The sequence below is a fragment of the Variovorax sp. PBL-H6 genome (assembly GCF_901827155.1).
Taxonomy (GTDB): Bacteria; Pseudomonadota; Gammaproteobacteria; order Burkholderiales; family Burkholderiaceae_C; genus Variovorax.
On record NZ_LR594659.1, the window covers coordinates 4622088 to 4645323 of the forward strand.

Here is a 23236-nt window from a genome sequence, read left to right on the forward strand (position 1 = left end):
GAGCTTGGTCAGGTCACCCATGTCTGATTTAAGTCTTCGACTGCAGCAGGCTTCCAGCCAACTCCCGGTTTCCGCGTACTTCGACGAGGCGCTCTATGCCCGCGAGCTGCAAACCCTTTTCGCCGGCGGTCCGCGCTACGTCGGCCATCGACTCGCAGTGCCCGAACCGGGCAACTATCACGCCCTGCCGCAGGAGCAGCAGGGTCGTGCGCTGGTGCACACGCCCAAGGGCGTGGAGCTGATCTCCAATGTATGCCGGCATCGCCAGGCGCTGATCCTGCAGGGCCGAGGCACGCTCGATCAGCAGGCCGGCGGCGGCAACATCGTGTGCCCCTTGCACCGCTGGACCTACGCCGCCGCCGACGCGCGCACCACCGGCAAGCTGATCGGCGCGCCGCATTTCACGCAAGATCCCTGCCTGGACCTGCAAAACTATCCGTTGACCGAATGGAACGGCCTGCTGTTCGAGCGGAGCCCGCAGGGCGTGGGGCGCGATGTCGCCGCCGACCTGGCCCGGCTCGGTCCGCGCGAGGACCTCGACTTCGAAGGCTATGCGCTCGACCGCGTCGAGCTGCACGAGTGCAACTACAACTGGAAGACCTTCATCGAGGTCTACCTCGAGGACTACCACGTCGGGCCCTTTCATCCCGGCCTTGGCAGCTTCGTGACCTGCGAAGACCTGCGCTGGGAATTCGGCCATCACCACTCGGTGCAGACCGTGGGCGTTGCCAACCGGCTGGGCCGCGCCGGCAGCCCCGTCTACCAGAAGTGGCAGGAGCAGTTGCTGAAGTACCGCGAGGGCAAGCCGCCCAAGTACGGGGCGATCTGGCTCACCTACTACCCGCACGTGATGATCGAGTGGTATCCGCACGTTCTCACCGTGTCGACGCTTCACCCGATGGGCCCGCAGAAGACGCTCAACATGGTGGAGTTCTTCTACCCCGAGGAGATCGTCGCCTTCGAGCGCGAGTTCGTCGAGGCGCAGCAGGCCGCCTACATGGAGACCTGCGTGGAGGACGACGAGATCGCCGAGCGCATGGACGCCGGACGCCGCGCGCTGATGCTGCGCGGGGACGATGAAAGCGGCCCCTACCAGAGCCCGATGGAAGACGGGATGCAGCAGTTCCATGAGTGGTATCGCCGCGAGATGAGCGAGACGAATCCCTAAGTGCAAGCTCTCTGGATGGTGCTGGCCGCACTGATCTTCGCCACCATGGGCGTGTGCGTGAAGATCGCCTCGGCCTGGTTCACGAGCGCCGAGCTGGTGCTCTATCGCGGCCTCATCGGCATGCTGTTCCTGTGGGCGCTGGCGCGCCAGCGCGGCATCACGCTCGCCACGCCTTATCCCGGCATGCACGCGTGGCGCAGCCTGATCGGCGTGTTCTCGATGGGCGCATGGTTCTACGCGATCGCCCACCTGCCGCTGGCGACCGCCATGACGCTCAACTACATGAGCAGTGTCTGGATTGCCGCGTTCCTGGTCGGCGGGGCCCTGCTCGCCTGGGTGCCCGTGCCGGGCCGCGACGGGCGAGTGGCGCGGCCACCGCTGCAAGGGCCGCTGGTGCTGACCGTGCTGGCTGGGTTCGGCGGCGTGGTGCTGATGCTCAGGCCCAGCGTGGGCGAGAGCCAGGGCTTCGCGGGGCTGGTGGGCCTGCTGTCGGGGCTGACCGCCGCCTTCGCCTACATGCAGGTGGTCGCGCTCTCGCGCGTAGGCGAGCCCGAGTCGCGCACGGTTTTCTATTTTGCGGTCGGCTCGGCGGTTGCCGGTGGCCTCGTCACGGTGCTGGGCAGCTTCACGCCATGGGAGCGATGGACCTGGGCGCACGCGGCATGGCTGCTGCCGGTCGGCGTGCTCGCAGCCCTGGGCCAGCTGTGCATGACGCGCGCTTATGCCAGCGCCAAAACCCAAAGCGGCACGCTCGTCGTGGCCAACCTGCAATATTCCGGCATCGTCTTCGCGGCCGTCTACAGTGTGCTTCTGTTCGGCGACCGCATCGATGCGGCCGGCTGGGCCGGCATGGTGCTGATCGTCGGCAGCGGCATCGCGGCTACCGTCCTGCGCCAGCGCTCGCTGCCCAAAGCGCCCGCCGAAGAGCATTGAGCAAGAAAGGACTGCCATGTACCAGACCCTGATTTCCGTCGACCAGTTCATGGACCTGCAGCGCAGCGGGGCCCCGCAGATGGTGTTCGACTGCAGCTTCGACCTGATGAAGCCCGAGGCCGGCCTCGAGCAGTACCTGGCGGCCCACATCCCTGGAGCGATCTACGCGAACCTCGACACCGACCTGAGCGCGAAGCATGGCGTTCCCGGCGCCAACGGTGAGGTCGTGGTGACGCAGGCCGACGAGGGCCTGCCCGCTTCGGGCGGCCGGCATCCGCTGCCCAGCCGCGAGAAGTTCGCGGCCTGGCTCTCCGGCATCGGTTTTGCGAACAACATGCAGGCCGTGGTCTACGACCGCAACGGCGCCAACTACTGCGGCCGGCTCTGGTGGATGCTGAAGTGGATGGGCCACGACGCCGTGGCCGTGCTCGACGGCGGCCTGCAGGCCTGGCAGGCGGCGGGCGGCGCGACCCACGAGGGCGAGGAGCCGGCGCGCTTCCAATCGAACTTTGTCCTTGGCGAACCGCTCGTGCCGCTGGTCGACACACGCACCGTCGCCGCGCGGCTCGAGACAGCCGACCAGACGCTGATCGACGCGCGCGCCGCCGCACGCTATCGCGGCGAGGTGGAACCTCTGGACCCGATCGCCGGTCACATCCCCGGCGCTCTGAACCGGCCCTTCAGCGAGAACCTCGGCCCCGAGGGCAAGTTCAAGCCTGCCGCGCAGCTGCGCGCCGAGTTCGAAGCGCTGCTGCAGGGCCGCGACCCCGCCACGGTGGTCCACCACTGCGGCAGCGGCGTAAGCGCGGTGCCGAACGTGCTGGCGATGCAGGTTGCGGGGCTCGGACCGACCGCGCTCTATGCCGGCAGCTGGAGCGAATGGAGCAACACCCCGGGACTGCCGACCCGGCAAGGTGCGGATGCATGAACCTTCAACGCCCTCTCTGGACTTTGGCGTTCACGGGCCTGGTCGCGGCAGCCCCGCTGGCCGCGCTGGCACAGCCGCGCGCGCATGTCCACGGCCAGCTCAAGCTGGACATCGCCATCGAGGGCCCGACCGTGGTGATCGAGATGGAATCGCCGCTCGAGAACTTTGTCGGCTTCGAGCACGCGCCCAAGACCGAGCCCGAGAAGAAGATGGCCGACGACGTCGTTGCGCAGCTGCGCGCGGCCGACCAGCTGTTCAAGATCGACCCTGCCGCCAATTGCAAGCTGGGTCCCGTCACGCTCCGTTCGGCGGCGCTGGGCGTGGGCAAGGCCGAGACCGGCGCGGGCGAAGGCCATGCGGATCTCGATGGCACTTTCGCGTTCAATTGCACCAAGGCCACGGAAACGAAGTTCATCGAACTTGCGTTGTTCAACGCCTTCAAGGCCGTGCGGCAGATTGACGTGCAGATCGTCGCGCCCGACGGCCAGTTCAAGCGCACGCTCAAACGGCCCGCCACGCGTCTGACGTGGGGCGGCAAGTGACGTTGCTGCGGTGAGTGCGGTCCTTTCGGCCAAAGCGCTGCGCTTCGCCTGGCCTGGCGCCACTGCCCCCTGCATCGACATCGAACATCTCGACATCGAGGCCGGCGAGGCCGTGTTCCTGCACGGGCCGAGCGGCTGCGGCAAGAGCACGCTGCTGTCGCTGCTGGCCGGCGTGCTGGTAGCGGATGCTGGCCGCGTCACCTTGCTGGGCCAGGACTGGGCCGCGCTCTCGGGCGCCGCGCGCGACCGCCAGCGCGTGGCGCACGTGGGCTACATCTTCCAGCAGTTCAACCTGCTGCCCTACCTGAGCGTGCTCGACAATGTACTGTTGCCCTGCCGCTTCTCGGCGCGACGCCGCGAGCAGGCCGGGCGCGAAGGCGGCGCCCGCGCACAGGCGGGCCAACTGCTCGAAGCGATGGGCCTGCCGCAAACGATGTGGAAGCGCGAGGCGCTGCAGCTGTCGGTCGGACAGCAGCAGCGCGTGGCGGCGGCACGCGCGCTCATCGGGCATCCCGAGGTCGTGATCGCCGACGAGCCCACCTCGGCACTCGACGAGGACCGCCGCGAGGCTTTCCTCGACGTGCTCGTCGAGGCCTGCCGCACGAACCACAGCGCGCTGGTGTTCGTGAGCCACGACCAGCGCATCGCCGCCCGTTTCGGCCGGCATCTGCTCTTGCCCGAGATCAACCGCGCGGCGCAGCTTGCACAGCCATGAGGACGCTCATCGCCATCGCGTGGAAGAGCGCCTGGAACCGCCGCTTCACGCTCGCACTCACGGTGTTGTCGATCGCGCTGTCCACCTTCCTGCTGTTGGGCGTCGAGCGCATACGCACCGAGCTGCGTGACAACTTCTCCGCATCGGTCTCGGGCACCGACCTGATCGTCGGCGCGCGCACCGGCTCATCGCAATTGCTGCTGTACTCGGTGTTCCGCATCGGCGCCGCCACGAACAACATGCAGTGGCAGAGCGTGCAGGCGCTGGCCGCGCATCCGGGCGTGGACTGGGTGGTGCCGCTGTCCTTGGGCGATTCACACCGCGGCTTCGCGGTGCTCGCGACCTCGCCGGACTACTTCAAGCATTTCCGCTACGGCAATCGCCAGCCGCTGCGCCTGCGCGAGGGCAAGCCGTTCGCCGAACTCTTCGACACGGTGATCGGCGCCGAGGTGGCGGATCGCCTGGGCTACCAAGTCGGCCAGCGCATCACCCTGGCGCACGGCAGCGGCGAGCTCAACGTGGCCGAGCACTCCGACAAGCCCTTCGTCGTGGCGGGCGTTCTCGCGCGCACGGGCACGCCGGTCGATCGCACGGTCCATATCGGCCTCGAAGCGATGGAGGCCCTGCACCTCGAATGGCGCGGCGGGGCGCCGCTGCCGGGCGTGCACATCCCGGCCGAGCAGGTGCGCAAGTTCGATCTCAAGCCGAAGACCGTGACGGCCGCGCTCGTGGGGCTCAAGAACCGGGCGGCAGTGTTCTCGGTGCAGCGCTGGGTTTCAACCTACCAGCCCGAAGCGCTGATGGCCATCCTGCCCGGCGTGGCGCTCGACGAGCTGTGGAGCGTGATCGGCGTCGGCGAGAACGCGCTGCTGCTGATGTCCGCATTGGTCGCACTGGTGAGCCTCGCGGGGCTGGTGTCGGTGGTGATGGCCGGTCTGAACGAGCGGCGCCGCGAGCTCGCGGTGCTGCGCGCGGTGGGCGCCAGCCTGCGCCATGTGCTGGCATTGCTGGCGCTCGAAGGCGCAATCGTCACGCTGCTGGGCGTGGTGCTGGGCCTCGTGACCGCGGCGCTGGGCATCGCCCTGCTTTCGCCATGGCTGCAGGCCCGGTTCGGGCTGGCACTCTCGCTGTCCGAACCTACACTCGATGAATGGGCCCTGCTCGCTGCCCTGCTGGCGGCGGGCTGGCTGGCGAGCCTGCTGCCGGGCGTGCGCGCCTACCGTCTCTCGCTCGCCGACGGCCTCTCTCCAAGGACCTGAACATGATGAAGAAGACCTTGCGTCCCCTGCTCCTTGCGCTGTGCGCCGCGACCGTGACGGCCTTTGCAGCCGACCCCGCGCCGCAGTCGACCTCGCCCGCGAATCCCCTAGGCGGCAAGGACGCCGGCGCCAAGCCCGCCGCGGGCCAGCCGCGGCTGATCGCCTGGGAAGAACTGGTGCCCAAGGACTGGGACCCGATGAAGGAATTCAAGGGCATGGACCTGAGCAAGCTCGAGGACGGCGATCCGCGCGCCAACGAGCTGCTGATGAAGATGCAGGAAGCGTCGAACAACGCGCCGACCAACCCGGCAATGAACGGCATCGAGATCAAGCTGCCGGGCTTCATCGTGCCGCTGGAAGAGAACAAGGGCGAGGTCACGGAGTTCCTGCTGGTGCCTTACTTCGGCGCCTGCATCCACACCCCGCCGCCGCCGGCCAACCAGATCGTGCATGTGCGCCCACGCCATGGCGCGAAGTTCCGCGCCATGGACACGGTGTGGATCACCGGCAAGCTCCAGACCCTGCGCAACGATTCGATGATGGGCGTAAGCGGCTACCACGTGACGGCGGAGACCGTCACCAAGTACACCAGCGGCGCGAAGTAGCGGACAGCTGCAGGGCCCGCGCCTATGATGAACGGGACGCTGCCCTTTCACGGCAGCGCACCTGGTCCCACTACCCAAGGAGCGCTCCATGTCCAATCACGTCTACAAGATCCTCGAACTCACCGGCTCCTCGCCCACGAGCAGCGACGATGCCGTGCAGTGTGCGATCGCGAAGGCCAGCGAGTCGGTGCGCAACATCCAGTGGTTCGAGGTCACCGAAACCCGTGGCCACGTGCAGGACGGCAAGATCGCGCATTGGCAGGTCACGCTGAAAGTGGGCTTCACCCTCGAGGACTGAAGAAAGGCCCCGGTAGGGACCTTCTCAGTCCGGCGCTTGCATGACGCGATCGAATTCCTCGTCGGCCGGCACGTTGTCGGCATCGAGCTCGCTGGCGTCGCTCAGGTCGATGCCCGTTTCGGAAAGCTCGTCGGACACCTCGGTTTCGTCCAGAGCTTCGTCTGCGGACAGCTCGTCGTCCTCTAGTTCTTCTTCCGTTGGATCGTCGATGGGATCGACGGAGCGCAGCGGTGGATCGGCGCGGTTCATGTTCGGCTCCTAGGCTGTTATGGCTCGCGTTGGCGAGCCCCAAGTGTGAGCCTCCTCGCCCGACTTGGGTAGCCCGAGTTTGCAACCGGCCGAACGGCCGGCGTGTCGGAAATTAGCGCGTTCGCGGCCTTCAGGGCGTGTGTCCGTGTTCCTCGTGGGCAGGCTCGGCATGCTCATGGGCATGCCCGTGCGGACCATGGGCCAGCCGGCTAACGCCCATCACCAGCAGGAGACCCGCGGCAAGCCAGGCGACCTGCCACGCGGTCTCGCGTGCGGTCAGACGCTTCTGCAACTGTGGGATCAGGTCAGCCAGCGCGACGTAGACAAAACTGCTGGAAGCCAGCACCAGGAAGTAAGGCAGCCAGCCATGGAGCTGGTCAACCAGCCACCAACCAGCCAAGCCGCCCAGCGCGGTCATGGTGCCGGCAAGCGACACCTTGACCAACGCCGCACGCGCATCGGGCGAGCTCTGGCGCAGCACGACCAGGTCGCCGATGTGATGCGGCACTTCGTGCGCCAACACCGCAAGCGCCGCGACCAGCCCCAGGCGCAGGTCGGCGATGAAGGCCGAGGCGATCAGGATGCCGTCGCCGAAGCAATGCACGCTGTCGCCGGTGAGCACGGCCCAGCCGCCACCCTTGCGCACAGGCTCGTGGCCTTGTGAATGCGCGTGTCCGTGTCCGTGCCCATGTACATGTCGGTGCTGCGCCTCCTCGCCATGATGATGCTCATGGCCGTGGTGCCAGAGTTCGGCCTTGTCGAGCAGGAAGAACAGCACCAGCCCACCCAGCAGCACGCCGAACAGCAGTCCCGGTTCGATGCGGCTCTCGAACGCCTCGGGCAGCAGATGCATGAAGGCCGTGGCCAGCAGCGCACCGGCGGCCAGGCTCAGGAGGTGCTGCGGATCGACGCCGCCGCCGCGGCGCACGCCCACGCGCAGCAGCAGCGCGGCGACCCAGACACTTCCGATGCCGGCAACCAGGGTGGCGGCGATGATGACGAACAGGTTCATGTCGGCTTCACGAGAAAAACAAAAGCCGCCCATCGGACGGCTTTCAGCAGAAAGCGAGGCGCCTCAGTCGACGCCGTGAGTCTTGACCAGGCCCGCCTTCGCTTTCAGCCGTCCTCGGCCGGGCCCGCGACGTAGCTCGGCCGGTAGTCGGCGTGGAAGGCGTGGCCCGCTTCGGGGTACACGACGAACTGCGAGGCTTGGCCGCCGGCGAGCCGGTGGCAAGAGCCGCTTTCATCTTATCAACCGTGTCAAGGGATGCCCTGGTCCTTGCCGCCACAGGGACGGAGGCCCGCTTGGAGCGCAAAGGCGGCACTGTAGGCGATCAAGCATGAATCCGCTGGGAAACCCCGTCATAGGCCCGCAAGGCAAGCGCCGAAGCCAGGACCCGTGCCGGATCGACCAGCCGCAGCCCGGCAACGGCGGCCGAGCCTTGCAGCCCCAGCGGGATCTCCGTGCAGCCCATGACGATGGCCACAGGCCCATGCCGCTGCGCCAGTTGCAGTGCGACCTGGCTGAAGCAATGCTCCGCCAAACGCATGTCACCGGCTTTCACGCCTTCGTAGATGCCGCGCATCAGCAGGCTGCGCTCCTCTGCAAGCGGCAAGTGGCACGCCAGGCCCGCATCGGCGAGCGCCTGCTCGTAAAGGCCCACGCGGTACGTGCCCTCGGTCGCCATCAGCGCCGTGCCGCGCACGCCCTCGGCCGCCAGCTGGGCCGAGACCTCGCGCGCCACATGCAACACCTCGACCTGCGGAAAGCGCGCCTGCAGCGTCGCGTGCCAGGCATGGGCCGTGTTGCACGCGATCGCCACGGCGCGGCTGCCAAGGGCGGCCAGCCGGCCCAGCGCCTGCAGCATGGGCTCGAGCGGCTGATGGGCGCCGAGCGCGTTGGATTCGATTGCGCCGCTGCGGTCGGGCACCGGCACCTGCGCCAGCCAGTGCTCGGGAAAGGCCTGGTCCCGCACCGGCTCGCCGCGCGCACGCATGAGCCGGGCACAGGCTTCGACGAAGAGGCGCACGAAGTCGGCGCCGGCCGCCGGCCCCATGCCGCCGAGAATGCCAACAACGTTTGTCACGGATCGAGTTTTCCGATGAGCCTGGCTTCATTCCAGAGACACCGCGGAACCGGCTTTGCCGGGCCGCTGGTGTCGCCCCCGGAAGGGGGTTGGCGAAAGCGACACGAAGTGCGCGAAGCCTCGGGGAGAGCTTATGTGGCCGGTTTATCAGTGGGAGACTTGATGTTGTCTCGCAGCTGCGGGCTCATCGGCAGGTTCAGCGGCACGTTCTTGGGCGGGATCGGCTGCATGAACCACTTGTTGTACAGCTTCTCGAACTCCCCGCTCTTCATCAGTCCGATGAAGGTATCGTCCACCACTTTCTTGAAAGCGGTGTCGTCCTTGGCCAGCATGCAGGCATAGGGCTCGACCTGCAGCGCCTCGCCAACCACCTCGAACTCGGCCGGGTTCTTCGCGTTGGCCATGAGTCCGTACAGCAGGATGTCGTCCATTGCGAAGGCCGCCGCGCGGCCGCTCTCGACCAGCAGGAAGGCATCCGCATGGTCCTTGGCCAGCACGAGGTCCATGTCGAGGTTCTTCTCGGCGTTGTACTTGCGCATGACCAGCGCGTTGGTGGTGCCGGTGGTGCTGGTGACTGTCTTCTTCGCGAGGTCGGCGTAGTCCTTGATGTTCGACGACTTCTTCACCAGCAGGCGCGTACCCGTGTAGAAGTGGTTGACGGCAAAGCTCACGTCCTTGGCCCGTGCGCTGTTGTTCGTGGTAGAGCCGCACTCGAGGTCGATGGTGCCGTTGCTCAGCAGCGGGATGCGGTTCTGCGAGGTCACGGCCATCATCGCCACCTCCAGGTTGGGCTTGTTGAGCTTCTTCTTGACGGCCTCGACCACCGCGTTGGAGAGCTCGACCGAGAAGCCGATCGGCTTGCCTCCATCCAGGTAGCTGAAGGGCACCGAGGACTCGCGGTAGGCGAGCGTGATCTTGCCGGAGGCGGCGATCTTGGCCAGGGTGTCGGCAGCCTGCGCGCCGGTTGCGGCAGCAGCGAGCGACACGGCGGCCACCAATACGGAAATCTTCATGCGAGCCCTTTCGGTCGGATTGAAATGTGTTGCGGAGTGTAGGAACGATTCACTCCGTCGTCACAATTCCTTTTGCGGGCATGGCCATGATCAAAAGTTATGACTTGGGCGCTCGAGGGCATGAGCTTTGGCTATGGGCCGCCGCGCTTTTGGCATTTCACGCACCGGCGGCCACCGCCTAGAGTCGGCACATTCCAATGAAAGCGACAGGAAGAAGGCGTCATGCATGTGGGTGTGCTGGGTGCGGGCATCGTCGGCTTGGCCACGGCCTGGCAGTTGAGCCGGCGGGGCTGCCAGGTGAGCGTGGTTGATCGCGCGGTGCCCGGGTCCGGCGCGAGCGGCGGCAATGGCGCGCAGCTGAGCTATTCCTACGTGCAGCCGCTGGCGGATCCCTCCATCTGGAAGCAGCTGCCGAAGTTGCTGTTCTCGCCCTCCTCCCCGCTCAAGCTGCGGCCCCAGCTCGATCCGCTGCAGTGGCGTTGGGGGCTGGCCTTTCTCGCGGCATGCAACGCGCGCACCTCGCGCGAGACCACGGCTCGACTGCTGGGATTGGCTGCCGAGAGCCGCACCGCGTTCGATGCCATGCTCGCCGAGCTCGAACCCGACTGCGATTTCTCCAGCACAGGCAAGTTGGTTCTGTATGCGAGCGCCGCCTCGCTGCATGGCGCCGGCCGTCAACTCGCGCTTCAGCGCACGATGGGCAGCGAGCAGCGCCTGGTCACGCCCGACGAATGCATCGCAATCGAACCGGCACTGACGGCATATCGCGACCAGATGGCGGGCGCCATCCACACGCCCAGCGAATGCGCTGCCGACTGTCTCAAGCTCTGCATCGCGCTCGAAGGTGCATTGAGGGCGCGCGGCGTGCGCTTCCTGCTCGACTGCGAGGTGCAGGGCTTCGAACGCGGTGATGGCCGTCTGGCTGCGGTGCGCACCAGCGCGGGCGACCTGGAGGCCGACGCCTTCGTCATGGCCCTCGGCACCGCCTCGCACCGGCTGGGTCGCCAGCTCGGCAGCTACTTGCCGGTCTATCCGCTCAAGGGATACAGCATCACGGTCGATGTGGATGGCGCACCCGACGCCGCGCCGCGCGTCAGCGTGACCGACAGCGCGCGCAAGGTGGTGTTCGCGCGCATCGGCTCGCGCCTGCGGGTGGCCGGAATGGCCGAGTTGGTGGGGCACGATGCGAGCATACCGGCCACGCGCATCGAGACGCTGGCGGCGGCGACGCGCGCCGTGTTTCCGCAGGCCAGCCGCATGCAGGCGCTCCATCCCTGGACCGGCATGCGCCCGGCCACACCGACAGGCGTTCCGATCATCGGTCGCGTGGCCGGTGCGCCGTCGAACATGTTGTTCAACACCGGCCATGGCGCGCTGGGTTTCACGCTGGCCTTCGGGTCGGCAGAGCGCGTGGCGCGGCAATTGGCTGGCTAGGCCATCTCCTCGATCGCATCGCGCATGCAGCGCGTGATGCCGCGGACCGCCACCGAATCGGGCCGCTCGGCAAATCGCAAGGCACGGATCGGCACCGGGATGCGCGGCTCGAGCGCCAGCACATCCACCTTGTCGCGATCGGCCGAGCTGGCGGTGCAGCCGTCGACCAGCGCCACGCCCAAGCCATGGTGCGCCATGGCAAGCGCGGCATGGTAGGTCTGCACCGTGACGATCGCCTCTTGAAAACCCACGCCGGCCTGCCTGCAAGCCTGGCTCAGGGTCGTGCCCACGGGGTCGCGGCTGTCGAGCCCCACCACCGGGACCTTGACCAGATCGTGCAGCGCCGCCGAGCCATTGCGAACCAGCACGCGCGGCAACATCCCCTTGGGTGCGATGCACACCATTCGGCTGTCGGCCAGCGCCTCCTGGGTGAGCGAGGGATGCACCGCCGGACTGAAGGCGAAGCCGACATCCGCCTCTTGCCGAAGCAGCGCGGACATGATCTGCGGCGAATGCAGCGATTCCACGGTGACGGCAATTCCCGGGTGCTTCTGCCGAAAGGCCTTGAGCGCACGCGGCAGCACTTCATAGCTCAACGCCAGCACCGTGAGGATGCGCAGCTCGCCCGCATCGCTGCCCGTGCGCAGGTGGGCTGCCAGCCGCTGTACCTCGTCGAGCTGAGCGAACAGGCGCTCGATGTGCGGATACAGCGCCTGCGCCTCGGTCGTGGGGGTGAGGCGCCCCTTGGCGCGCTGGAACAGCGGAAATCCCAACTGGAGCTCCGCATGCTGCAGCGTGCGGCTGACGGCCGGCTGCGTGATGTTGATGAGCCTGGCCGCCGCGCTCACGCTGCCGGTGAGCATGATGGCGTTGAAGACCTCGATGTGGCGCAGGCGCATCGAGCAACTACTTCGGATCGACCTTGCCGCGCGAGATGTCCATCACCATCCGCGCCGCCAGGTAGAGCCGCGGCTCGATGGAGTCGATCAACACGTACTCGGCATCCGCCGAGTGCGCGCCGAAGCCCTGCAAGCCGAAGCGCTCCACCACGGGCGCCTTGGTCTGCAGCGCCGCAAAGGCCGCATCGGTGCCGCCACCGGCCACCTTGTCGTCCGCGCCGAGATCGCGACCCAGTTCCTTGTAGACCGCCTGTGCATGCGAGGCGAGCGTGCGCGAGGCGTCGGTCGCCTCCAGCGGCGGCCGGCGTCGCTCGAACTTCATCTCGACCCTGGCCTCGGGGATCAGCTGCTTCTTCACGCGCTCCTGCACCTGCTTCTCGATGCGGTCGTAGTCGCTGACCTTGAGCACACGCACGTCGGCTCCGGCGCTGGCCGACGCCGGGATCACGTTGCGATTGGTGCCCGCCTTCGCGATGGTCCAGTTCATCTTGAGGCCGGTTGCCGGATCGGACAGGTCGCGCATCTGCAGGATCTGGTGCGAGAGCTCGTAGAGCGCGTTCACACCCAGCTCCGGCGCCGAGCCCGCATGCGAGGCCTTGCCGCTGACGTTGAGCGACACCGAGGCGATGCCGGCGGTGGCCAGCGAGAGCTTGTCTTCCTTGATCGAGGCGCCCTCGTACGACATCACCGCGTCGTGCTCCGCGCCGAGCCGGCTGATGAGCGCGCGCGAGCCGGGCGAGCTGATTTCCTCGTCGCCGTTGATCAGCACCGTGAGCGTGCCGTACTCGTTGAAGTCCAGCGCCTTCAGCAGCGCCACGGCGTGCAGGATGACGGCGACACCCTGCTTGTCGTCGGCAATGCCGAGGCCGTAAGCCTTGTCGCCTTCGATGCGGAACGGCTGCTTGTTCAGCATGCCGATTCGATAGACCGTGTCCATGTGGGCGATCAGCATGATCTTCTTGCTGCCCGTGCCCTTGAAGGTGGCGCGTACTGCCTTGCCGATCTTCTCCGGCGTGTCCTCCATGCGGTAGGCCTCGGCCGTCGGGTCGACCAGCTCGACCTGGCCGCCCATCGCCTTGAGCCGCTCGGCGATCAGGTTGGCGATCTTGTCCAGCCCTTCGAGGTCGCGGCTGCCCGATTCGATGGAGACCAGCTGCTTCAAGGTATCGAGCAGGGCGGGCTTTTCCTTGGCGGCCAGCGCGGCGATGCGCTCATCGGGCGCGGCCGAGGCGATGCCGAGCCAGGCGGCGCAGAGGGCGCCGAGCGCGAAGGCGCGGAGGGAATGCGGGAGCTTCATCTTTCTTGTCTTTCCTTTCTTTCTCGGGTCCGTCTTCTTTCTCTTCGTCCTTCAGTGGGCCTTGTCCCAGTTCGGGCCGAAGCCGATCTCGGCCAGGAGCGGGACCTTGAGTTCCGCCACGCCCGCCATGATCCGCGGGATCTCGCCGCGAACCCAGTCGACTTCATCCTCGGGCACCTCGAACACCAGTTCGTCGTGCACCTGCATGATCATCTTGGTACGGCGCTGCTCGGCGTCGAGCACCTCCTGCACCTTGACCATGCTGAGCTTGATCAGGTCGGCCGCCGTGCCCTGCATCGGCGCGTTGATGGCGGCGCGCTCGGCTGCACCGCGACGAGGCCCGTTGGGCGACCTGATTTCGGGCAGGTAGAGGCGCCGGCCGAAAACTGTCTCGACGTATCCCATTTCCTTGGCCGACGCCTTGGTCTCGTCCATGTAGATCTTCACGCCCGGATAGCGGGCGAAGTAACGGTCGATGTAGGAGGCAGCGGCCTTGGTCTCGATGCCGAGGTTGCGCGCCAGGCCGAAGCTGCTCATGCCGTAGATCAGCCCGAAGTTGATCACCTTGGCGTAGCGGCGCTGCTCGTTCGACACCTGGTCCACCGCCACGCCGAACACCTCGGCAGCGGTCGCGCGGTGCACGTCGATGCCTTCGGTGAATGCGCGCAGCAGCGACGCGTCGCCACTGATGTGGGCCATGATGCGCAGCTCGATCTGCGAGTAGTCGGAACTCGCGATCACACTGCCCGCGGGTGCCACGAAAGCCTCGCGCACGCGCCGTCCTTCAGGGGTGCGGATGGGGATGTTCTGCAGGTTGGGGTCGTTGCTGGACAGCCGCCCCGTCACCGCCACGGCCTGTGCGTAGTGCGTGTGCACGCGGCCCGAGCGCGGATGCGCCAGCTGGCCCAGCTTGTCGGTGTAGGTGCCCTTGAGCTTGGACAGGCCGCGGTGCTCGAGGATCTTGGCCGGCAGCGGGAAGTCCTCGGCCAGTTTCTCCAGCACCTCCTCGTCGGTGCTCGGGGCGCCGCTCGGCGTCTTCTTGACCACCGGCAGCCCCAGCTTGGTGAAGAAGACCTCGCCGATCTGCTTCGGCGAGCCCAGGTTGAAGGGTTGGCCCGCGAGCTCATACGCCTCCTGCTCCAGCGCCATGATGCGCTTGCCCAGTTCGTTGCTCTGCGCCGCCAGTGTGGGCGCGTCGATCAGCACGCCATTGCGCTCGACCCGGTAGAGCGCCTCGCTGGAGGCCATCTCCAGTTCGTAGATGAAGCGAAGCTTGTCGTCGGCCTGCAGTCTGGGCCAGAGCGCGAGGTGCACGTCCAGCGTCTGGTCGGAGTCCTCGCAGGCGTACTCGGCAGCCTTGTCGATCGACACCTGGCTGAACGGGATCTGGTGCGCGCCCTTGCCGCACAGGTCTTCGTAGTCGATGCCGCTGCGGCCCAGGTGGCGCTCGGCCAGGCTGGCCAGGCCGTGCGGCTTGTGCACTTCCAGCACGTAGCTCTGCAGCATGGTGTCGTGCGCATAGCCCTGCACCTCGATGCCGTGGTTGGCGAACACATGGCGGTCGTACTTGACGTGCTGCCCCAGCTTCTTCTTCGTGCCGTCCTGGAGCCAGGGCTTGAGTTTGGCGAGCACCTCGTCGCGCGGCAGTTGCACCGGCGCGTCGCCGTAGTTGTGCGCCACCGGGATGTAGGCCGCCTCGCCCGGCTTGACGCTGAAGCTGATGCCCACGATCTCGGCATGGACCTCGTCCAGCGAGGTGGTCTCGGTGTCCAGCGCGACCAGCTCGGCGGCCTCGACCTTCGCCAGCCAGGCTTCGAAGAGTGCCCAGTCGAGGACCGTGTCGTAGACCAGGTTGCTGGCCTTGGCCGCGGCATCGGCGGCCGGCTCCTCGAGCAGGCCGGTGCCGCCCTCCGGGCCGCGCATCGCCTTGTTCTCCTCGATGAGCTCGGGCGGGACTTCGTGCGCCTCCAGCGTCTTCACCAGGCTCTTGAAGCCATACCTCTCATAGAAGCTCTTCAGTGCGTCGACCTGCTGCGGGCCGATGGCGATGCCGTCGAGCGCGGGCAGCCCCGGCACATGGCCATCGAGCTCGCAATCGGTGCGGATGGTCACCAGGCGCCTGCCCTGCGGCAGCCAGTCGAGCGCCTTTCGCAGGTTCTCGCCGGCCTGGCCCTTGACCTCGCCGGCGCGGGCGATCAGCGCATCGAGCGAGCCGTACTCCAGCAGCCACTTGGCGGCCGTCTTCGGGCCCACCTTGTCGACCCCGGGCACGTTGTCGACGCTGTCGCCCACCAGCGTCTGGTAGTCGACCATCAGGCGGGGCGGCACGCCGAACTCGGCCGTGACGCCGGCCACGTCGCGCTTCTTGCCGTTCATGGTGTCGATGATGGTGACGTGCTGGTCGACCAGTTGGCTCAGGTCCTTGTCTCCGCTGGAGACGATCACCTCGACGCCCTGGTTCGCCGCGGTGCGCGCCAGCGTGCCGATCACGTCGTCGGCCTCGATGTCGGGCACGCACAGCACCGGCCATCCCAGGAGCTTGACGACTTCGTGAATAGGCTCGACCTGGCTGCGCAGGTCGTCGGGCATCGGGGAGCGGTTGGCCTTGTACTCGGGATACCAATCATCCCTGAAGGTCTTGCCGGGCGCGTCGAAGACGCAGGCGGCGTAGTCGGCGCGCACCTCGCGGCGCAGCACCTGCAGCATGTTGATCATGCCGCGGATGGCGCCTGTCGCCGGGCTGCGGGGATCGCCCGGCACCGCGCGCAGATCGGGCATCGCGTGGAAAGCGCGGTAGAGGTAGCTCGAACCATCCACGAGCAGCAATGTTTTCTTGTCGGTCATCCGGCCCATTTTGCCGCGCCGCGTCCGAGCGCCCGCACGACGGAGAACGTCGCCACCGGCTGACAACGGCGCACGGGACTGCCGCCTACAATCCGCCCATGTCCTCCACTCCCCTTCTGCTTGCCCGCGCCGTCCTGCTGAGCGCGCTGGCCGGTGCCGCACCGCTGGCCGCCGTTCATGCCCAGAGCGCGCCGCCGCCCGCCGAGGCCCAGGCCACGCCCGAATCGCCGCGCCGCAACCAGAAGATCGAGCACATCCACGTCGAGGATGCCGGTGCGCGCGTCGACGAGGTGCGGTACGGCGGCCGGACCCAGAGCATCACGGTCCAGCCCAAGGCGAACGTGCCCTCCTACGAGGTGCTGCCCAACAACAGCGGGCTCGATCGGCAGGGTCCCACGGACGCCGGCGGCGGCAGCGGCAACGGCAACGGCGCGCGGGTCTGGAACGTGCTCAAGTTCTGAGCGCCGGCGGCCGTGGCGGTTTTCACCGAAGTCGGGTTCGACGAAGCCGATGCGCTGGTTCAGCGCCTCGGCCTGGGCCCGCTCACCGCACTGCGAGGCATCGAAGGCGGCATCGAGAACACCAACTTTTTCGCCAGCACCGCATCGGGCGAATTCGTCCTGACGCTGTTCGAGCGCCTGGGGCCGCAGCAACTGCCCTATTACCTGTGCCTGATGAAGCATCTGGCCTCGCGTGGCATTCCGGTGCCTGAGCCGGTTGCCGACCCGGCGGTCGAGCCGCCAGGCGGGCACGCCCTCTCCATTCCGGCGAATGCGCCATGCGAATTCCTGCATCGGGTCGCGGACAAGCCGGCCGCGCTGGTGCAGCGGCTCGAAGGCAAGAGCGAGCTGGCCCCGACCGCCGCGCATTGCGCCGAGCTGGGCCGTCTCCTCGCGCGCATGCATCAGGCGGCACGCGACTTCCCCCGCATCCAGCCCAACCTGCGGGGCCTGGACTGGTGGAATGACACCGCACCCGTGGTGCTGCCCCACCTCGAAGCGCCGCAGGCGGCACTGTTGAAGAGCGAGCTTGCCTACCAGAACCACGTCGCGCAATCCTCGGCCTACGCGGCGCTGCCGCGCGGCCCGGTGCATGCCGACCTGTTCCGCGACAACGCCATGTTCGCGGCAGACGGCGACTCGCCGCGCCTGACCGGCGTGTTCGACTTCTACTTCGCCGGCACCGACACCTGGCTGTTCGACCTGGCGGTGTGCCTCAACGACTGGGCGATCGACTTGCCTACAGGTCGGCACGACCCGGTACGCGCCGACGCCCTGCTGGCCGCGTACGGCACCGTGCGGCCACTCACCGGGGCCGAGCGAGCCCTGCTGCCCGCAATGCTGCGCGCCGCGGCCCTGCGCTTCTGGATCTCGCGGCTCTGGGACTTCCACCTGCCGCGCGAGGCGAGCCTGCTCAAGGCTCATGACCCGACCCACTTCGAGCGCGTGCTGCGCGAACGCTCGCGGGCACCGGCCACACCTTTGTCTTCTTGCAATGCCCTCGGCGAGCCGCAGGCCGCCTGAGTCTCGGCGCACCCCTCATGAAACTGAACCTCGTGCCGGCACGCACCGGCGCCGAATGGGTCCGCATCGGGCTCAAGACTTTCTGGCGGCAGCCGCTGGCCTTCATCTCGCTCTTCTTCCTGTTCATGGCCTCGATCTCGATCGCCTCGCAGCTGCCGTTGATCGGCAGCGTGCTGGCGCCGATCCTGCTGCCCTTCATGACGCTGGGGCTGATGGTCGCGACCTCGGTCGCCTACGCCAACGACCGGCAGAAGCCGGCCGCGCCAGCCATGTTCGCGTCCGCGGCCGAAGCGGTGCGCAGCGAGTGGCGGCCGATGATCGTGCTGGGCCTGATCTCGGCCGCCTACTTCGTCCTGGCCGTCGGCGCCTCGGCCCTGCTGGACGGCGGGCAGCTGGCGCGCGCCTACCTGCTCGACGAGACGCTCGCGCCCGAGGTGATGGCCAGCAGCGAGTTCCAGGCCGCGCGCATGTTCGTCATGGTCCTCAACCTGCCGCTGTCACTGGCCATGTGGCATGCGCCGGCGCTGGTGCACTGGCATCACGTGGAACCGGTGAAGAGCCTGTTCTTCAGCCTGGTCGCGTTGTTCCGCAACTTCGGCGCCTACGCGATGTTCTGCCTCTCCTGGTTCGGCGTGTTCCTCGTCGCCGGCATCGCCATCGGGCTGCTGGCTACGGTGCTGGTGGGTGTCGGCGCCATCGGCATGGGCGGCGGCGCCTCCGCCATCGGCAGCGCGCTGATGATCGGCAGCGCCCTGGTGCTGGCGGCCATGTCGCTGAGCTCGACCTGGTTCACTTTCAGGGACAGCTTCCGGGCGGACTGATCCGGGAACCGGAACCGGACGCAGCGCTCAGACCGGCGTCAGCTTCGCCACCGACAGCGCCAGCCACTTGATGCCGTGGCGCGGAAAGTTGATCTGCGCGCGTGCATCGTCACCGCTGCCCTCCAGCGCGAGCACGGTGCCCTCGCCGAACTTGTTGTGGAAGACCTGCATGCCCGAACGCAACCCATGCGAAGGCGCGGCCTTTTGCGGTGGCACGGGTGGGCTGGCGAAGCTTTCCTTGCTGCCGTAGCTGCCGCCGCGCGTGCTCGCGTAGCCGCCGCCGTAGCCGAAAGCCGAAGGCGTGAAGCCCTGGTTCTTCGGCGTCAGCCACTTGAGCGCGGTCTCCGGCAGCTCGTCGAAGAAGCGGCTCTTGAGGTTGTAGCGGGTCTGGCCGTGCAGCATGCGCGTCTGCGAGTGGCTCAGGTAGAGGCGCTTTCGGGCGCGCGTGATGGCCACGTACATCAGCCGCCGCTCCTCTTCCAGGCTTTCGAAATCCGACAGCGAGTTCTCGTGTGGAAAGAGGCCCTCCTCCATGCCGGTGATGAACACGCAATCGAACTCCAGGCCCTTGGCTGCGTGAACCGTCATCAGCTGCACCGCGTCCTGCCCGGCCTGCGCCTGGTTGTCGCCCGACTCCAGAGCGGCGTGGGTCAGGAAGGCGGCGAGCGGGCTCATGGTCTCGCCGGTTTCGGCGTCGGGCGCGAGCGGCTCGTCGGTGATCGGCAGGTTGGGGTCGAGGCCCTGGCTGGCCGGCGACTGGCGCAGTTCGTCGACCGGCATCGCCACCGCATCGCGGCCGAAGCCCTCCTGCGTGACGAAGCTCTCGGCTGCATTGACCAGTTCCTCCAGGTTCTCGATGCGGTCGGCGCCTTCGCGCTCGCTGCGGTAGTGCTCGATCAGGCCGCTGTGTTGCAGCACCAGCTCGATGATCTCGCGCAGGGACTGGCCTTGGGTCTGCTCGCGCAGCACGTCGATCTTGGCGACGAAGGCCGACAGGTTGGCGCCGGCCTTGCCACCGACGGCGGCGACCGCATCGTGCATGGATTGGCTCGCGGCACGGGCCGCATCCTGTAATTGCTCGATGCTGCGCGCGCCGATGCCGCGCGGCGGGAAGTTGACGATGCGCAGGAAGCTGGTGTCGTCGTCCTTGTTCTCGAGCAGCCGCAGGTAGGCCAGCGCATGCTTGATCTCGGCGCGCTCGAAGAAGCGCAGTCCGCCGTAGACGCGGTAAGGTACCGCGGCATTGAAGAGCGCGGTCTCGATCACGCGGCTCTGTGCGTTGCTGCGGTAGAGCACCGCCATTTCCTTGCGCTCGATGCCGTCGCGCACCAGCTGCCGCATCTCCTCGACCATCCACTGCGCCTCGGCGAAGTCGCTGGTGGATTCGTAGACGCGCACCGGCTCGCCGGGCCCCTGGTCGGTGCGCAGGTTCTTGCCCAGCCGCTTCTTGTTATGGCTGATCAGCGCGTTGGCCGAGTCGAGGATGTTGCTGTAGCTGCGGTAGTTCTGTTCCAGCTTGATCTGGTGCGTGACGTTGAACTCCTGCACGAAATCCGCCATGTTGCCCACTCGCGCCCCGCGGAAGGCGTAGATGCTCTGGTCGTCGTCGCCCACCGCGAGCACGCTGTTGTCGCCGGGGACGAAGCGACCCTCCACTGTGTGGCCGGCGAGCATCTTGATCCAGGCGTACTGCAGGCGGTTGGTGTCCTGGAATTCGTCGATGAGGATATGGCGGAAGCGCCGCTGGTAGTGCTCGCGCACCGGGTCGTTGTCGCGCAGCAGCTCGTAGCTGCGCAGCATCAGCTCGCCGAAATCGACCACGCCTTCGCGCTGGCACTGCTCCTCGTAGAGCTGGTAGAGCTCGACCTTCTTGCGGTCGTCCTCGCTGCGGGCCTCGACATCGCGCGGCCGCAGGCCGTCTTCCTTGGCGCCGGCGATGAACCACTGGGTCTGCTTGGCCGGGAAGCGCTCTTCGTCGACGTTGTACTGCTTCATCAGCCGCTTGATGGCCGAGAGCTGGTCCTGGGTGTCGAGGATCTGGAAGGTTGACGGTAGCCCGGCCAGCTTCCAGTGCGCGCGCAGGAAACGGTTGCACAGGCCGTGGAAGGTGCCGATCCACATGCCGCGGGCGTTGACGGGCAGCATGGCAGTGAGCCGCGCCATCATTTCCTTGGCTGCCTTGTTGGTGAAGGTGACGGCCAGGATGCCGCCAGGCGAGACCTGGCCGGTCTGCAGCAGCCAGGCGATGCGGGTGGTCAGGACGCGAGTCTTGCCGGAGCCGGCGCCGGCCAGGATCAGGGCGTTGCCGACGGGCAGCGTGACGGCGGCGAGCTGCTCGGGGTTGAGGTTTTGCAACAAAGGGGAGGCGGGCGCGGGGGTGTCGGACTGCATGGCGCATTGTAGGAAGTGCAGTTTTGCACGATTCAACTGCACACCATCACGCGCCCTCGTAGGAAAGATGGAATCGTTTCCGGCCATTCGTTACTTATCTTGCACAGGATGTCGCATAGCAGGAAGCGCCGTCCCGACTGTCTCGTTGACTGACTACTTCGGTTTTTCATGGCAGATGAATATTTCTGCGAATTGTCACTCTGAGCTCTTCAGATCTCACTTATGCGATCAACCACCGCAACCATCAAACCCGAAGTCAAGTTCTACGAAGTAACACCGAAGGCCGAGAGTAGTCCAGCGCAGGTATCGCGCACACCCACCGACACCGTTAAACAACTGGGCTTAAATAAACACTCCAAGGAGCGCATCGGGTTCGAGGGCCGGGGCACGGTCATTTATGCAAAGACGTGGGCAGAGCCTAAGCGTGCCAAGCGTCTATGGGAGGCAGCGAGCGGCCGTTCTAAAAACAGCAAGAATTCAGCAAGAGCTGTCCTAGATCGGCTCGAAAAAGATGTCGACAACAGAGGCGTTTCAAGGAACCCTCTCGTGCAAGAAAAGCTGGATGTGGTACGGGCCCAGATCAAGGAATCGGACTCCGTTGTCGCGAAAGATCTGCACGCGCTGCTGGACATTATCCCCAAGGCGGAGCAAGCCCATGCCGAACAGCAACGGAAATTCAATGCGAACATGAAGGTCGTCGCCGACAAATTGATAAAGACGCAGAGGACTCACTATTTCCTCAAAGCGTTGCCGTCCAAAAATGTGTCTCCTACTACGTTCACCCAGAAATCCATTGACGATTTTCTGAACTTCGCCAAGAGAATGGCTGCTCTCGATGTAGACGCTCTCGGAACGAATCCGATTGCCCACGAAGAGATCAAGACAGCCTGGGAGTTCGCCGAGATCTGGGCCAACGCTACGCCCAAGGCCGCGCTCGGAAGCCCAAAAGCCACATATCTCATTGATCACCTCGTCAGCCTGATACGCAACGGCGATATGAAAATGAATGGCGCCGACAGGCAAGACTTGGACCAATTCAAATGGGTCGACGAGAAAAAGCTCATCCACGGCACGGCCGAGTTCGTGCGTGATGACACCCCCATCTGTAAAAATGGCCCATATATCTACAGGTGCGGCACTAGGACCGTTGTCGTGAAGTCGTTGCACCATGACGACAAAGAAAAGGCGCCCCAAGCCCTGCGGGAAGCTCGGGTACACGCCCACGTAACGATGGGCAAGCCCGAGCACATCGTGGGGCTCCTGGGAATCGTACAAACGCCCGAAGCCGGACCGATGATGGTTCTCCAGCATGCACCAAACGGTGATGCCAACAAGGCTCTATTGAAGCTGCAGAAACTTGGCAGCGCGCGCGCGTCGCATTCGCTCATGACCATGTTCGCGAACATGGTCACGGGGGCGAAGAACGCCCATGCCCAGGGTGTTATGCATCTTGATCTCAAACCCGAGAACTACGCTCTCGATGAGAACGGTGCGCCTTTACTTATCGACTTCGGCACTTCACGCGCGACGCTCGCCAAGACCATGTTGAGCCCGACCGACTCACCCGAGTTCAGTGCCCCAGAACTGATTAACGGACTCAACAACGCAGGAACTATCACCTTTGAGGCCGACATCTGGTCATTGGGAGTGGTTTTGTACCAATTTAATTCGCCACGGTTCGATGGCCAAGACTCGACCGACGACCCTAGACGCCTTCTGCCGTTCCCACACCAGGGATTCAATACAGTCACCGTCAACCTAATCAACGACTTCATCACAAAAGATGAGCGCGGTCGACTCCAGCAGCTTGGATTTGACCCCGACAACCCGTTGCCATTGCACCAGCTCATCATCCAGATGCTTGATCCGAATCCCTCCAGGCGGCCTTCGCTCACGGACGTGCTCGAGCACCCGTCGATCAAGTCCTATGCGAATCAGAGTCCCGCTGAATTGTTCGCTGCGCGCGAGCTGATCCTCGAACCTCCTGCCAATCAACTGATCGAGGTTTGACGCAACCAGTGCAAGCGGCGCGACGATTGGTTCATTCGCCCCCTTGCATGGACGGTATTTGCACATCGGTCTGCACACGCGCCGCCTCACTACTAGAATCACTCACCGGGCCCAAGCTTCTTGCGCCCGGTTTTTTGTGCGCGTCTTCTTTGCGAAGCGCGCGCCAAGACCGGCCAGACCAAGCGCTCATTCGTTCTTCAACGACCTCTTCAGGAGCTTG

General features: G+C 66.1%; 21 protein-coding genes and 1 pseudogene. 13 read left to right on the forward strand and 9 right to left on the reverse strand.

Annotated features, from left to right (window positions below; genetic code table 11):
* Positions 1–19: 19 nt before the first annotated feature.
* The 8 genes from G3W89_RS21880 (at position 20) to G3W89_RS21915 (ending at position 6448) form a co-directional block, all read left to right on the forward strand.
* Positions 20–1168: an aromatic ring-hydroxylating oxygenase subunit alpha gene (locus G3W89_RS21880; protein ID WP_162576146.1), complete on the forward strand. Its 1149-nt coding sequence runs from the start codon at positions 20–22 to the stop codon at positions 1166–1168.
* A 15-nt stretch (positions 1169–1183) separates the two neighbouring features.
* A complete protein-coding gene (locus G3W89_RS21885) occupies positions 1184–2101 on the forward strand; it encodes a DMT family transporter (RefSeq protein ID WP_162577594.1) in 918 nt (305 codons plus the stop codon).
* Between the two features lie 16 nt (positions 2102–2117).
* The gene (locus tag G3W89_RS21890; protein WP_162576147.1) at positions 2118–3029 is read left to right on the forward strand and encodes a sulfurtransferase; all 912 of its coding nucleotides are present in this window, start codon (positions 2118–2120) and stop codon (positions 3027–3029) included.
* Positions 3026–3571, forward strand: coding sequence for a DUF2796 domain-containing protein (locus G3W89_RS21895; RefSeq protein WP_162576148.1), 546 nt, complete (start codon positions 3026–3028; stop codon positions 3569–3571). Before G3W89_RS21890 ends, G3W89_RS21895 begins: the two co-directional genes overlap by 4 nt.
* A gap of 10 nt (positions 3572–3581) precedes the next feature.
* Positions 3582–4286: an ABC transporter ATP-binding protein gene (locus G3W89_RS21900; RefSeq protein ID WP_162576149.1), complete on the forward strand. Its 705-nt coding sequence runs from the start codon at positions 3582–3584 to the stop codon at positions 4284–4286.
* Complete coding sequence (locus G3W89_RS21905; protein WP_162576150.1) at positions 4283–5545, forward strand: ABC transporter permease; 1263 nt, start codon at positions 4283–4285, stop codon at positions 5543–5545. The genes G3W89_RS21900 and G3W89_RS21905 overlap by 4 nt, the downstream gene beginning before the upstream one ends.
* Before the next feature lie 5 nt (positions 5546–5550).
* Complete coding sequence (locus G3W89_RS21910; protein ID WP_443083214.1) at positions 5551–6150, forward strand: DUF3299 domain-containing protein; 600 nt, start codon at positions 5551–5553, stop codon at positions 6148–6150.
* Positions 6151–6238: 88 nt separating this feature from the next.
* The gene (locus G3W89_RS21915; RefSeq protein ID WP_162576152.1) at positions 6239–6448 is read left to right on the forward strand and encodes a dodecin; all 210 of its coding nucleotides are present in this window, start codon (positions 6239–6241) and stop codon (positions 6446–6448) included.
* A 24-nt stretch (positions 6449–6472) separates the two neighbouring features.
* Here G3W89_RS21915 and G3W89_RS21920 read toward each other — a convergent pair whose 3' ends face one another.
* The 5 genes and pseudogenes from G3W89_RS21920 to G3W89_RS21940 form a co-directional block, all read right to left on the reverse strand.
* Positions 6473–6697, reverse strand: coding sequence for a hypothetical protein (locus G3W89_RS21920; RefSeq protein ID WP_232076676.1), 225 nt, complete (start codon positions 6695–6697; stop codon positions 6473–6475).
* 130 nt (positions 6698–6827) lie between these two features.
* Positions 6828–7709: a ZIP family metal transporter gene (locus G3W89_RS21925; RefSeq protein ID WP_162576153.1), complete on the reverse strand. Its 882-nt coding sequence runs from the start codon at positions 7707–7709 to the stop codon at positions 6828–6830.
* Between the two features lie 104 nt (positions 7710–7813).
* A pseudogene (locus tag G3W89_RS33725) lies at positions 7814–7984 on the reverse strand (dienelactone hydrolase family protein); the annotation flags it as partial.
* A 47-nt stretch (positions 7985–8031) separates the two neighbouring features.
* Positions 8032–8784 carry an aspartate/glutamate racemase family protein gene (locus G3W89_RS21935; protein ID WP_269474983.1) on the reverse strand — a complete coding sequence of 251 codons (753 nt, stop codon included), beginning with the start codon at positions 8782–8784 and terminating at the stop codon, positions 8032–8034.
* Between the two features lie 131 nt (positions 8785–8915).
* Entirely contained in the window at positions 8916–9797 is an 882-nt protein-coding gene (locus tag G3W89_RS21940; RefSeq protein ID WP_162576154.1) for a transporter substrate-binding domain-containing protein, read from the reverse strand.
* A 222-nt stretch (positions 9798–10019) separates the two neighbouring features.
* On the opposite strand from G3W89_RS21940, the gene G3W89_RS21945 reads away from it, so the two are divergent.
* Positions 10020–11231 carry a D-amino acid dehydrogenase gene (locus G3W89_RS21945; protein WP_162576155.1) on the forward strand — a complete coding sequence of 404 codons (1212 nt, stop codon included), beginning with the start codon at positions 10020–10022 and terminating at the stop codon, positions 11229–11231.
* On the opposite strand, the gene G3W89_RS21950 is transcribed toward G3W89_RS21945, so the two are convergent.
* Genes G3W89_RS21950 through polA form a run of 3 tightly spaced genes read right to left on the reverse strand, consistent with a single transcriptional unit; the run spans position 11228 to position 16271 of the window.
* On the reverse strand, positions 11228–12130 hold the full coding sequence (locus tag G3W89_RS21950) for a LysR family transcriptional regulator (protein WP_162576156.1): 903 nt from the start codon (positions 12128–12130) through the stop codon (positions 11228–11230). The genes G3W89_RS21945 and G3W89_RS21950 overlap by 4 nt on opposite strands.
* A 7-nt stretch (positions 12131–12137) precedes the next feature.
* A complete protein-coding gene (locus tag G3W89_RS21955; protein WP_162576157.1) occupies positions 12138–13427 on the reverse strand; it encodes a M20/M25/M40 family metallo-hydrolase in 1290 nt (429 codons plus the stop codon).
* A gap of 51 nt (positions 13428–13478) precedes the next feature.
* A complete protein-coding gene (polA, locus tag G3W89_RS21960; protein WP_162576158.1) occupies positions 13479–16271 on the reverse strand; it encodes a DNA polymerase I in 2793 nt (930 codons plus the stop codon).
* Between the two features lie 98 nt (positions 16272–16369).
* Here polA and G3W89_RS21965 point away from each other — a divergent pair, with 98 nt between their 5' ends.
* Genes G3W89_RS21965 through G3W89_RS21975 form a run of 3 tightly spaced genes read left to right on the forward strand, consistent with a single transcriptional unit; the run spans position 16370 to position 18615 of the window.
* The gene (locus G3W89_RS21965) at positions 16370–16732 is read left to right on the forward strand and encodes a hypothetical protein (protein WP_162576159.1); all 363 of its coding nucleotides are present in this window, start codon (positions 16370–16372) and stop codon (positions 16730–16732) included.
* A gap of 12 nt (positions 16733–16744) precedes the next feature.
* Positions 16745–17794 carry a homoserine kinase gene (locus G3W89_RS21970; protein ID WP_162576160.1) on the forward strand — a complete coding sequence of 350 codons (1050 nt, stop codon included), beginning with the start codon at positions 16745–16747 and terminating at the stop codon, positions 17792–17794.
* 17 nt (positions 17795–17811) lie between these two features.
* A complete protein-coding gene (locus tag G3W89_RS21975) occupies positions 17812–18615 on the forward strand; it encodes a BPSS1780 family membrane protein (protein WP_162576161.1) in 804 nt (267 codons plus the stop codon).
* Positions 18616–18642: 27 nt separating this feature from the next.
* On the opposite strand, the gene G3W89_RS21980 is transcribed toward G3W89_RS21975, so the two are convergent.
* On the reverse strand, positions 18643–21006 hold the full coding sequence (locus G3W89_RS21980) for a UvrD-helicase domain-containing protein (RefSeq protein ID WP_162576162.1): 2364 nt from the start codon (positions 21004–21006) through the stop codon (positions 18643–18645).
* A gap of 222 nt (positions 21007–21228) precedes the next feature.
* Between G3W89_RS21980 and G3W89_RS21985 the strand changes: the two genes are divergently transcribed.
* Positions 21229–23016, forward strand: a complete 1788-nt coding sequence (locus G3W89_RS21985; protein ID WP_162576163.1) for a protein kinase domain-containing protein — start codon at positions 21229–21231, stop codon at positions 23014–23016.
* Positions 23017–23236: the final 220 nt, after the last annotated feature.

Bases quoted from the DNA above. Each gene is read 5' to 3' on its own strand.
- G3W89_RS21980 (WP_162576162.1), bottom strand. From the start codon at position 21,006: ATGCAGTCCGACACCCCCGCGCCCGCCTCCCCTTTGTTGCAAAACCTC.
- G3W89_RS21915 (WP_162576152.1), top strand. From the start codon at position 6,239: ATGTCCAATCACGTCTACAAGATCCTCGAACTCACCGGCTCCTCGCCC.
- G3W89_RS21905 (WP_162576150.1), top strand. From the start codon at position 4,283: ATGAGGACGCTCATCGCCATCGCGTGGAAGAGCGCCTGGAACCGCCGC.
- G3W89_RS21880 (WP_162576146.1), top strand. From the start codon at position 20: ATGTCTGATTTAAGTCTTCGACTGCAGCAGGCTTCCAGCCAACTCCCG.
- G3W89_RS21920 (WP_232076676.1), bottom strand. From the start codon at position 6,697: ATGAACCGCGCCGATCCACCGCTGCGCTCCGTCGATCCCATCGACGAT.
- G3W89_RS21925 (WP_162576153.1), bottom strand. From the start codon at position 7,709: ATGAACCTGTTCGTCATCATCGCCGCCACCCTGGTTGCCGGCATCGGA.
- polA (WP_162576158.1), bottom strand. From the start codon at position 16,271: ATGACCGACAAGAAAACATTGCTGCTCGTGGATGGTTCGAGCTACCTC.
- G3W89_RS21950 (WP_162576156.1), bottom strand. From the start codon at position 12,130: ATGCGCCTGCGCCACATCGAGGTCTTCAACGCCATCATGCTCACCGGC.
- G3W89_RS21985 (WP_162576163.1), top strand. From the start codon at position 21,229: ATGCGATCAACCACCGCAACCATCAAACCCGAAGTCAAGTTCTACGAA.
- G3W89_RS21890 (WP_162576147.1), top strand. From the start codon at position 2,118: ATGTACCAGACCCTGATTTCCGTCGACCAGTTCATGGACCTGCAGCGC.
- G3W89_RS21910 (WP_443083214.1), top strand. From the start codon at position 5,551: ATGAAGAAGACCTTGCGTCCCCTGCTCCTTGCGCTGTGCGCCGCGACC.
- G3W89_RS21975 (WP_162576161.1), top strand. From the start codon at position 17,812: ATGAAACTGAACCTCGTGCCGGCACGCACCGGCGCCGAATGGGTCCGC.
- G3W89_RS21955 (WP_162576157.1), bottom strand. From the start codon at position 13,427: ATGAAGCTCCCGCATTCCCTCCGCGCCTTCGCGCTCGGCGCCCTCTGC.
- G3W89_RS21940 (WP_162576154.1), bottom strand. From the start codon at position 9,797: ATGAAGATTTCCGTATTGGTGGCCGCCGTGTCGCTCGCTGCTGCCGCA.
- G3W89_RS21885 (WP_162577594.1), top strand. From the start codon at position 1,184: ATGGTGCTGGCCGCACTGATCTTCGCCACCATGGGCGTGTGCGTGAAG.
- G3W89_RS21965 (WP_162576159.1), top strand. From the start codon at position 16,370: ATGTCCTCCACTCCCCTTCTGCTTGCCCGCGCCGTCCTGCTGAGCGCG.
- G3W89_RS21945 (WP_162576155.1), top strand. From the start codon at position 10,020: ATGCATGTGGGTGTGCTGGGTGCGGGCATCGTCGGCTTGGCCACGGCC.
- G3W89_RS21895 (WP_162576148.1), top strand. From the start codon at position 3,026: ATGAACCTTCAACGCCCTCTCTGGACTTTGGCGTTCACGGGCCTGGTC.